Genomic DNA, 7,127 nt, shown 5'->3' on the forward strand with positions numbered 1-7,127 from the left:
AAGTGACATTTTCACAGACGAGTTAAGGTGACATTTTCACAGACGATTGACACCGGAAGTTCAACGGATGCACGGCACCCGCCAGACAATCGGCACGCCGGCCGTCTGTTCCTTCAGCCATTGCCGGGCAATCGTCTGGAACAGCTCCGGATCGCCGCTGCAATAAAATTGATGGACGGGCACATCCGTCCACTCGGACAGCCGGCCCGACTCCTGCAGCATCGTGCTGATGTCGCGCGCCGTCTCTTGCGCCGAGCTGATCAGCGCGATATCCGGTCCCATCGCGGCCGAAATGGCGTCCGCCAGGAACGGATAGTGCGTGCAGCCGAGAATCAGCGTGTCGATCGGGGTGCGGCGCAGCGGCTTCAGCGTCTCGGCCACGATGCGGTACGTCTCGGGGGACTGGAACGCTCCCCGCTCCACGATCGGCACGAACATCGGACAAGCCAGGCTGACCACCTGGATGCGGGGCGACAGCGATTTGAGCACCCGTTCGTAGGCGCCGCTCCGGATCGTGCCTTCCGTGCCGATGACGCCGATCGTCCCCGTCGTCGTCCGCTTGACGGCAGCCCGCGCCCCGGGCCGGATGACGCCGACGACGGGCGCCTTCACGTGCGGACGGATCGCTTCCAGCGCATATGCGGTTGCCGTGTTGCAGGCCACGACGATCAGTTTCGGGTCGAATCTGGCCAGGAAATCGACGATTTCCCGCGTGAACCGGATGACCTCTTCTGCCGGCCGGGGACCGTAAGGCGCGCGCCCCGTATCCCCGAAGTAGATGATCCTCTCCCGCGGAAGCTGACGCATCACCTCTTTGACGACCGTCAGCCCGCCCACTCCGGAATCCAGTATCGCAATCGGTTGTCGCACAAATACACCGCTTTCCTCGTCATCATTCCGCCTTATGCCGTCAACCATACAGTATGACGGGGCGGGAGGAAACGTACCTGCGCCGAAGCGGATTTGACGCGGCTTGGGCGCGGAGGACGGGCGCGGCCGCGCAAGCGGAAGCCGTGCGGCGCATATGGACAAATGTCCGGCGCTCCGCTATCATCAGGTACGCAGCATATTCGGCATCAAGGAGTCGTCGGCATTGCTCACGGATCATACCCGTTTTCTGCTGGGCGTCAATCCCGCTCCCGGATCCGGCGAACTTTCCGTCATTTTCTGCGGAGAAGGCGATCCTGTCGGGGGGCACAAGATCGGCCCGGCGGTCCATGATTACTACCTGATCCATACGGTCATCTCCGGCAGCGGCCTGTTCGTCGCCGGAGGACAGACGTTCGAATGCAAGGCGGGGGACACGTTCGTCATCTTCCCCGGCGAACTGTTCAGCTACGAGGCCGACGCAAACGATCCGTGGCGCTACGCCTGGGTGGCGTTCACCGGAACGGCGGCATACGGCCTGCTGGGCAAGATCGGCGTGACGACGGACCGGCCCGTCATCCGCGGCGCCGCCCGCAGGGCGCTGCCGCTCTTGCGCCGCATCCGGACGCTGCTCGAACGCGCCGAGTCGCCGCAGCTTGCGGATCTGGAGAGCGCCGGTTATCTGCGGCTGCTCCTCGCCGCCTACGGAGCGGCATCGGGGGCGCATGCCGCGGCGGAAAGCCGCTCGGACATGGAGCGGCAGATCGCGCAGGCCGTGCGCCTGCTGTCCACCAACTACGCGCAGCCGATCTCGATCGACCGGCTGGCGCGTTCGTTCGGCTATCACCGCACCCATTTCTCCACGATGTTCAGGCGGGCGGTCGGACTTTCGCCGAAGCAATATTTGCTGAAGATCCGCATGGAACGCGCCGCATCACTGCTGATGACGGCGCTGCCCATCGAGCAGGTCGCGTCATCGGTCGGCTTCGGCGATCCGCTCTACTTCTCGAAGCAGTTCCGCAGATGGAGCGGGCTTTCGCCGACCGATTACCGCAATGCGAAGCGACGGCCGGAGGAGCCTTGATTCCCCGTCCGGCCGCGGCTTCAGACCGCTTCTTCCCGAAGCGTCCCGTCCGAATCCTCAGGGCCGTCAGCGGTTATGGAGACTTCCGCTTTCTCTTCCGGCGCGCCCGCCTGCTCCGCACCCTCCCGCTTCTTCCGGCGCCATACGGCCGCGGCATCGAACAGTTCAGCCGCGAACTTGCCGGCTTTCTCGCCGGCTTCGCCGGCTGCCTTCACCGTCTGCCGCGCCCCTTCGGCAATGTCCTTGCGCAGCGCCTTGCCTTCCTTCGGGGCGAGGAGCAGTGCCGTGACCGCTCCGATGGCCGCGCCCGCGGCCGTTCCGATCAGAAAACCTTTGATTTCGCGTTTCGTCGCCATAAGCTTGTCGCTCCTTTCATTCCGGATCGCGCATATCGTCCGCCATGCGGTCCGGGTTGGCGGCGGCTGCGCGCTTCGTCTGCCACCATTTCCAGACGGACCAGCCGAGTTCGGCCCAGTCGAGCGTCTCGCCGATCCGCGCCCGGCCGCTTAGGATGGCCTGTTCGACATGGGCGCTTGCTGCGCGATCGACCGCTTCGGTTATCCGGCTGACCGTCGACGCGGAGCGCCGGACGGCTCCTTCCCACTGCTGCGCCGCATCCAGCAGCCGGTCCAACCGTTCCACCTGCCGGCCCGTACGCCGCATCACCTGTCCGGCTTCCGCCGCAAGCCCGCGGATTTCACGCAGCAGCGGCACGGCTTCGGCCTCGATGCTGCGGATCGTCTGTTCGAACCGGTTGAGCCGCTTCATGAGGCCGCGCAGCGCGGCCAGCAGCGCAATCGTCAGGACGACGAACGATGCCGCCGCGACGGCGGCGCTCCATTCCGCCATTTCCGCCCCTCCCTTCGGCCGCATTTCTGGACGAATGCCCAATTCGTATAGCCATTATAGTCAGCGGGCACTTGTCTTGACACAAGCAAAACGAAAATGCGCGCTTCTCACGCGAGAAGCGCGGTCGTATTGCGTACCAGGAAGCAAAACGAATTAAACAAAAAACGGCGGGAGAACTTCTCCCGCCAACAACCGTTCAAAATTATTCAACCGATATGCGATAAGTGCATTTGTTGCCGCCCTTGGCGAGGCATTCGATCCGCTCGACATCCGCCTCCAGCAGATCGCGGAACAGCGCGAGCTCGCAGCTGCACGCCTGCTCGTAGCGCGCGGCGACCTGGGCGATCGGACAGTTGTATTCGTGAAGCAGATATTCCCGTTCGGACGCGGTCTCGACTTCGACCATATAGCCGCCGTCGTTCTGGATGGACGCCAGCTCGCCGATCCGCTCCGGCAGCGGCTTGCCCGCCATCCGCGCGGCATGCCGGTTGTACAGCATCTTCCGGCGTGCTTCGAACATCCGGGCCGCCGCGCCTTTCTGACCCTCTTCCTGCTCCATCAAATCGAGCAGATCCAGCGCCAGCAAATGATAGTTCTTCGGAAAGAATTGCTCCGCTTCCGCCGTCAGTTCGTAGACGTAGGCCGGACGGCCCATCGGCTGTCTCACCGGTTTCGCCGCCGCGTACCCGTCGCGCTCCAGCGCCGCCAGGTGGCGCCTGACGGCCATCTCGGTCAGTCCGAGCTCGCGCGCCAATTCGCCGGCCGTCGCCGACCCCCGGGTCTTCAGCAGCTTGAGCACCGTCTGCCGGGTCGGACCGTCATGCCGCCGGACTTCGCCGGGCGGCCGCTCCTTGCCGCTCTTCACCGTCAATGCGCCCACCTCCGTACGTCCTGCGATGTTTGAATATTGATATTGTACCTTACACGGCGTCATTCGTAAATCGACAAAAAACGCCGATCGCTTGACCGGCGGCAAGTTTGGGCTTAAGCGGGCTTACCCGAGTTCCCGTTCGAGATACGACACGACGTCCTGCCTGAACGCGCGCAGCACGTCCGGAATCCGCGGCGTCAGCGGATGGAGCGCGGCGCGATCCCACTGCCAATAATCCTGCACCAGCGGCTTGCGCAGCCGGACCAGCTCGGCGAGCGGCGCTTTGCGTTCGGCCGGAAACACGCCTTCTTCGCCGATGATATCGATAATGTCTTCATAACTGCTCGCATCGCGCATGATGAAGCCGTCGATCAGATAGCTGCCGACATCCGTCACAATCTCGACGGCCAGGTGCAGCGCGCGTTCCTGCGCGAGCCCCTGCAGAACCGTGCCCTGCCAATCGGCCGCCAGCATCTCGAGCGCATCGGCAACGTCGGGCAGCGCATTCAGACGATGGTCGATCTGTTCGCGATTGACGTAATACACCTGATCGTTCCTCCGTTACTGCGATTTGCGCTTCCGCGCCTTGCGTTTCAGCCAGACCGTCATGACGATGCAGCTGATGATGATGACCAGCAGATAGGTCATCATTTCGTAGACGTCACGCATGCTGCCGCACCTGCTCCCTCTAATTGGTCTCGTAGTCGACGGAGACGGACGCTTCGCCGGCTTCGCTCATGTACCGGACAATCTCCTGATGGACGGGGTGAATCTGGTAGGCGCCCAGCGCTTCCAGCGAATCAAACTTCGCGGTGAGCGCGATATCATACGACCGGCCGGAACGCAGCACGTCGACGCCGATCTCCAGCGACAGCAGCTCGTCGATCTTGCCTTCCATGCTGCGCAGTACTTCCGCCGTGCGCTCGATGTTCTCCGGACTGCGGTCTTTCAAACGAAACAATACAATATGGGTGATCACCCCGGTATCCCTCCCTGAAATGCATGGCCTTGCGCCTTCGGACACATAATATACCACGAGAACCATCCCGGGCAACCGCCCCGGCAGAGGAGGCTCACGCCCGATGCGATATCCCGTCACGATCGTCATGACCCTGATCGCGCTTGCGCTGTGCCTGTACAATTATACAGGATACGATCCGCACAATTTCATCTTCTTCATGTTCAGCCCGCCGGCATGGGTGGCCGATCTGCTCGTCGATATCCACGAGGCGAGCGTCCTGCTCCTGTATGCGCTGACGCTGATGACCTATGCGCTGATCGGCTTCATCGCGGACCGCCTGATCCAGCGCGGGCGGAGCAAAAGCCGCGCCCCGGCCTGATCCGCAAATCGAGTAGGCCCATGAAATAATCATGGGCCTCTCACAGAACCGGACGTGCGGACCTTCGCATCCGGCTCCTCCGCGATTATCCCCGCTGGGGATGTCGTTCATTGTACATGTCCACAAGACTGCAAAGACCGATTTCATTAAACCATTGTTTCGGCATCGCAAAGTGGGCGTGCCTGGAATTGGAATTTCGCCATCTTGTCATGCAGATTGAGGTTAACTCGCCCTTCCATCCTCGGCGGCGCATCTCTCTCAGCAGTTTACGAGGCTTCCTCCAACTGCGCATCTGCACCATTCTGATCCTTCTCCGAATCCACGCATCAAGCTCTTTGAACCGGGTTATCCCGTCTCCCGCTGTAAAGTAGTTCCCCCAGCCTCTCAGATACGGGTTCAGTCTGCGCTTCACCAGTTCCTGCACATTCACCGTCTGGTTCCTCCGCGTAATTTCCTTGACCCGTTCCTTAAACTTCTTCAGCGTTTTGTCGGACGGCGTCATCCACTTCGTTGGTTTGAACTCGTATCCCAAGAAGGTAAACGATTCTTCCCAGTTGTTCACGATTCGCGTCTTTACCGGGTGTACCCTGAGCCCCATCTTCCGTTCCAGCAACGCCATGACGGATTTCAGCACCCTCTCCGCTCCCTTTCGGGAGCGGCAGCAGATCACAAAATCATCCGCGTACCGCGTTATGCGATGGCCGCGCTCTTCCATGAGTTCGTCCAGTGGATGCAGATAGATATTGGCAAGTAGCGGACTGATTACGCCGCCCTGCGGCGTCCCGGTTTCATTTAAGCAGAAGCTGCCGCCGTCCATTACGCCTGCTTGCAGGAAACTTGACAGGAGCCTTAGCACACTGCCGTCCACTACTTCTTCCCTCACCGCCTCGATCAATTTGTCGTGCGGGATCGTGTCGAAGCAGCTTTTCAGGTCGGCATCGATAACGTACCTGTATCCCTGTCTCAAGTCTTCTCGGATTCGTTCCAATGCCATGTGTGCACTGCGCCCCGGTCGGAATCCGTAACTGCGTTCCCTGAACTTCGATTCGAAGATCGGTTCCAGTATGCGCCTTGCCGCCGCTTGCACCACTCGGTCTCCTACGGTCGGTATGCCCAGAGGTCTCTGTGTTCCGTCGGCTTTCGGGATATAGACGCGTTTTACCGGTTTCGGTTCGTACGTCTTGTTGCGCAGGGCGGTCTGAAGGGCTTCCAGATTGTCCTCCAGATTCGACTCGAATGCCTTGATGGTCATTCCATCCACGCCAGGCGCTCCCCGATTCGCCTTCACCTCTTGAAAGGCCTCCGCCAAGTTTGGCATCGCCCATATTTTGTCGATCAGGCTGTACCATTTGCGCTTCTTTGGCTCATGTACTCCCACACGAAAGCTCCTCTTCGTCCGTTCTTTTCATCTGTTCGGTTGCTTCCTCTCCTTTGCTCTCCGTCGTTAGCCGCTCATTTCCCCGGCAGTACGGTGCGTCTCAGAGAGTACTCCGCCCCAGACGGCCTACCCTATTGTTCGGCCCCGGTTCTTCGCGCTTCCTGGCTCCCCGGCTCCTGTCTGGACACATGATTTCACTTGACGTTCGTTGCTTTTCTTCCACGGTTCCGGGCTTCGCATCAAGTCCCCGCCTTTTGAGTCGGGGCTTGCACTGGCGACGTGTTGCGCTAGTTCACCTGCCATTGCGGCTTTTCCGACAGGCTTATTCACTACTATCCCTTCGTCTGACTGCTCACCATCCGTAGCTGTGCCTCGGCCGTCGCGACCTTGTTCACAGGTTACCGCTATGCGGGAACGATGAGCTCTCCTTGGGTCACGCCACCGGCTTTCCCCCGAACCCAGCCCTCTTAACTTACGGAGCATATGGTGGTATTGGACATCCCCACTTTTCGCAAGGTCATCCGTCTCCGTCAGCCAACATGGTTTAGCCGCCTGTTCCGGGGTTTGCCTTCAAGCCCTCCGCACGCATCCTCGCGGACTACGCACTGCCTGTCAGCTATATACTTCCGCCACCTGCGGTGTATTCGGGACTTTCACCCGTTAGCACGGTGCGCTGCCAAGCTAGAGTAAAGGGCTGGGGATTCCAGCCCCTCCTCATCAAACCGTACGTGAGGTTTT

9 protein-coding genes are annotated in these 7,127 nt (G+C 60.8%); 2 read left to right on the top strand and 7 right to left on the bottom strand.

Annotated features, from left to right (window positions below; all coding sequences use genetic code 11):
- Positions 1-60: 60 nt before the first annotated feature.
- Positions 61-870 carry a glutamate racemase gene (gene racE / locus KJQ12_RS18525; RefSeq protein ID WP_213486837.1) on the bottom strand — a complete coding sequence of 270 codons (810 nt, stop codon included), beginning with the start codon at positions 868-870 and terminating at the stop codon, positions 61-63.
- 154 nt (positions 871-1,024) lie between these two features.
- On the opposite strand from racE, the gene KJQ12_RS18530 reads away from it, so the two are divergent.
- Complete coding sequence (locus tag KJQ12_RS18530) at positions 1,025-1,951, top strand: AraC family transcriptional regulator (RefSeq protein ID WP_342344927.1); 927 nt, start codon at positions 1,025-1,027, stop codon at positions 1,949-1,951.
- A 20-nt stretch (positions 1,952-1,971) separates the two neighbouring features.
- On the opposite strand, the gene KJQ12_RS18535 is transcribed toward KJQ12_RS18530, so the two are convergent.
- The 5 genes from KJQ12_RS18535 to KJQ12_RS18555 form a co-directional block, all read right to left on the bottom strand.
- Positions 1,972-2,307 carry a YtxH domain-containing protein gene (locus KJQ12_RS18535; protein WP_213486841.1) on the bottom strand — a complete coding sequence of 112 codons (336 nt, stop codon included), beginning with the start codon at positions 2,305-2,307 and terminating at the stop codon, positions 1,972-1,974.
- Positions 2,308-2,323: 16 nt separating this feature from the next.
- Positions 2,324-2,800, bottom strand: coding sequence for a DUF948 domain-containing protein (locus KJQ12_RS18540; protein ID WP_213486842.1), 477 nt, complete (start codon positions 2,798-2,800; stop codon positions 2,324-2,326).
- A 202-nt stretch (positions 2,801-3,002) separates the two neighbouring features.
- Positions 3,003-3,671, bottom strand: coding sequence for a helix-turn-helix transcriptional regulator (locus KJQ12_RS18545; protein WP_213486844.1), 669 nt, complete (start codon positions 3,669-3,671; stop codon positions 3,003-3,005).
- Positions 3,672-3,794: 123 nt separating this feature from the next.
- Complete coding sequence (locus tag KJQ12_RS18550) at positions 3,795-4,217, bottom strand: DUF86 domain-containing protein (protein WP_213486845.1); 423 nt, start codon at positions 4,215-4,217, stop codon at positions 3,795-3,797.
- Positions 4,218-4,359: 142 nt separating this feature from the next.
- Positions 4,360-4,650 (bottom strand): Dabb family protein, encoded by a 291-nt coding sequence (locus KJQ12_RS18555; protein WP_213486846.1) that lies wholly within the window; start codon positions 4,648-4,650, stop codon positions 4,360-4,362.
- A 103-nt stretch (positions 4,651-4,753) separates the two neighbouring features.
- Here KJQ12_RS18555 and KJQ12_RS18560 point away from each other — a divergent pair, with 103 nt between their 5' ends.
- Entirely contained in the window at positions 4,754-5,011 is a 258-nt protein-coding gene (locus KJQ12_RS18560) for a hypothetical protein (protein ID WP_213486847.1), read from the top strand.
- 85 nt (positions 5,012-5,096) lie between these two features.
- Here the strand turns inward: KJQ12_RS18560 and ltrA are convergent, their stop codons facing one another.
- Positions 5,097-6,389: a group II intron reverse transcriptase/maturase gene (ltrA, locus tag KJQ12_RS18565; RefSeq protein WP_244860689.1), complete on the bottom strand. Its 1,293-nt coding sequence runs from the start codon at positions 6,387-6,389 to the stop codon at positions 5,097-5,099.
- Positions 6,390-7,127 lie beyond the last annotated feature (738 nt).

The sequence above is a fragment of the Thermobacillus xylanilyticus genome (assembly GCF_907165215.1).
Lineage (GTDB): Bacteria > Bacillota > Bacilli > Paenibacillales > Paenibacillaceae > Thermobacillus > Thermobacillus xylanilyticus.